The sequence below is a fragment of the Ruminococcus difficilis genome (assembly GCF_016680995.1).
Genome location: NZ_JAEQMG010000019.1, coordinates 1 through 2,945 on the forward strand (window position 1 = coordinate 1; position 2,945 = coordinate 2,945).

General features: G+C 42.6%; 3 protein-coding genes. All 3 read left to right on the forward strand.

All coding sequences use genetic code 11. The features are described from left to right. Positions 1-473 precede the first annotated feature (473 nt). The 3 genes from JKK62_RS01135 to JKK62_RS01145 all read left to right on the forward strand — a co-directional run bounded on the left by JKK62_RS01135 (position 474) and on the right by JKK62_RS01145 (position 2,861). The gene (locus tag JKK62_RS01135; protein ID WP_201426583.1) at positions 474-1,274 is read left to right on the forward strand and encodes a class I SAM-dependent methyltransferase; all 801 of its coding nucleotides are present in this window, start codon (positions 474-476) and stop codon (positions 1,272-1,274) included. Further along, complete coding sequence (locus JKK62_RS17910) at positions 1,275-2,204, forward strand: S66 peptidase family protein (RefSeq protein WP_201426584.1); 930 nt, start codon at positions 1,275-1,277, stop codon at positions 2,202-2,204. 246 nt (positions 2,205-2,450) lie between these two features. Beyond that, complete coding sequence (locus tag JKK62_RS01145; RefSeq protein ID WP_201426585.1) at positions 2,451-2,861, forward strand: ribbon-helix-helix domain-containing protein; 411 nt, start codon at positions 2,451-2,453, stop codon at positions 2,859-2,861. Positions 2,862-2,945 lie beyond the last annotated feature (84 nt).

Sequence of the window (2,945 nt, forward strand, 5' to 3'; positions counted from 1 at the left end):
CGAAAAAAGGCTTGAAACCGAAGTTTCAAGCCTGAGAAATCCAGTAATCATGAGGGAAATCAAGTTGCGGTTGACGTTTGGAGACCGCTGCTCTACCAACTGAGCTATACCCCTAAATATGTAATCGCTGCAAATGAACGCGTGTCACTTGCAGAAAATATAATAACACATACACGTGTGTTTGTCAAGATGTTTTCTGGACAAAAACGCGGAATCGCAATTCTTTTTAAAAGATTTTGTCCGGAAACATACTGCTTTCGCACGCGACAGGGAATGCCGTTATGATAAACTATGCTGCACTACACACACGTGTTTTTCGTGGTCTTTGACCGCTGCTTGGGCACGTTTTTTTCACACGTCTATTGATAATTTTTTCAGCGGCTGCGATTTGGCTGCTATGGAGTTGGTATTGCCATAGCTTTCGATTCGTGATAGAATAAAAAAGATAAGGAATAAATATGAGGTTAAAAGTAATGATTGGCGATAACAAATTCTTAGAAAACTTTTACAACGAATACGATGAGGACGGAAGGCTTGAAAACAATCGTCTTGGCAGAGTGGAATACCTTACTACACGCCGCTATTTAGATCCGCTGCTGACCGCGGACTGCAAAATTGCTGAAATCGGCGCAGGCACCGGAAGATATAGCGTTACCCTTGCCAAAGAAGGTTATGATGTTACTGCTGTTGAATTGGTGCAACATAATCTTGACATTCTCAAAAGCAAACTCGACGGCAGCGAAAACATCAAAACCTTTCTCGGTAATGCGCTTGACTTGAATATGCTGGATGATAACACCTATGATGTTACGCTCCTGCTCGGACCGATGTATCATCTGTATTCCGAGAAAGATAAAGTTTTCGCACTAAAAGAAGCTGTCAGGATCACAAAGCCGGGCGGTTACATTTTGGTTGCCTATTGTATGAACGAAGCGACGGTTATTCAATATGTTTTTGGTTGTAATCAGCTGAAATCCGTTATGGATTTGAATATGATTACCGATGATTGGAAATGTATCAGCGAACCGAAAGACCTGTTTGAAATGGTGCGTGTTGAGGATATAGAGCGCCTGAACGCAGCTGTTCCCGTTGAGCGTATAAAGCTTGTCGCAACCGATGGCGCAAGCCGGTATATTCGTGAGTATCTCGAAGAATTTGACGACGAAACCTTTGCAAAATGGCTGTCCTATCACTTTGCGACCTGCGAACGGCAGGATTTGATAGGCGCTACCAATCACAGCTTGGATATTTTGAGGAAAGTGCAGGTGAGATAAGTGTTTGCTCCAAAACTAAATCAAGGCGACGAGATAAGAGTCATCGCTCCGTCACGCAGTTTAGCGATTGTTCGTGACGAAATATTCAACAAGGCTTTGCATTGCCTTGAACAACAGGGCTTTTATATTTCCTTTTCAAAGCACAGTCGGGAAATAGACGATTATAATTCGTCGTCAATACAATCCAGAGTCGAGGATATACACGAAGCGTTTCTCGATAGCAATGTTAAAGCAATTCTGACGGCAATCGGCGGCTTCAATGTGAACCAAATATTAGAACATATTGATTATGAAATCATCCGACAACACCCTAAAATTCTATGCGGCTATTCAGATATTACTGCCTTGCTCAATGCCATATATGCCAAGACCGGACTCATCATCTATCACGGAGCTCATTTTAGCACCTTTGGTTTTGAAACAGAGCCGGAGTATACACAAAAAGCGTTCTTTGATTGCGTGATGAACGAGGGCTGCTTAACGCTGAAACCATCTCAAATCGCAAAAGAATATACAATCATTCAACAAGGTGTTTGTGAAGGCGCGATAATCGGCGGTAATCTTTGTACGCTTAATCTACTGCAAGGCACACAGTTTATGCCACAAGCAGACGATATAGTCTTATTCCTTGAAGATGACAACATTATGGGCGATCATTTCATTTATGAATTTGACCGTAATTTTCAGTCATTGCTGCAGGCTTATGGCAAAGAAAAAATAAAAGGCATTGTGTTCGGCAGATTTGACGATAGCTGCAAGATGAGCGCGGATGTTATCAAAAGAATTATATCCGACAAATTGCCAAAAAACATTCCTGTTATGTTTGGTGTTGACTTCGGACACGTTTTCCCGATGATAACCTTCCCGATAGGCGGCAGGGTGAGAATGGAAGCGAACGCTAATCCGATAATTGAAATTATCAATCATTAGATTTGAGATAATAACGAAATGATAGTTATCCTCTTGCTACGGCAAGGGGATTTTTTATAGCCAAAAACGCCGGTGATTATTGGAAGCAGGTAAAAGCGAGCCGTCCTTTTGGGGACGGCCCGCGAAAGACATCGGACGGCAGAGCCGACCGTTATGCAGTTTTAGGCGAACACGCGCAACGTTTGCTGAGGGGTTCCTCAGTATTTGCGGCGTTTGTGTGAACGGAGATATTTTTAGGAGGAAACTATGGAAGAATACAAGAAGGTTACTATCAGTTTTACAAAAGATCAGTTGGAAAAGATGGATGAAATCATGTCAAAGGAGCAGGGCTACTCGCGAAGTTCATTGGTGCGCGAGGCGGTAGATTACTACCTCGGTTTTCTTGCTCAAAAGGGAAGCGTCAGCTATTTGTCGCCGATCATCAGTCAAAACATCAAGCTGGTTTTGTCACGCTTTGAAGAAAACCTGAGTGAGATGTTGTTCAAGTTGGCGGTTGAAGTGAGCAAAAGCAATATTCTTTCTGCGCGTAACTTCGAGCTAAACGACTACGCTTTGAATTATTTGAATGATGTTTCCGAACAGATTGTCGCGGAGCATAACGGCGTTCTCGACTTGGAAAAGGCAAGAGATTTCATCAACGGAGAAGAAAATGGCTAAGATAATTGTTTCATGTCGCTTTCAAAAAAGCGCGAAAGATATGGCTGATCTCATCAGATATATGGCAACCCGTGAAGGCGTTGA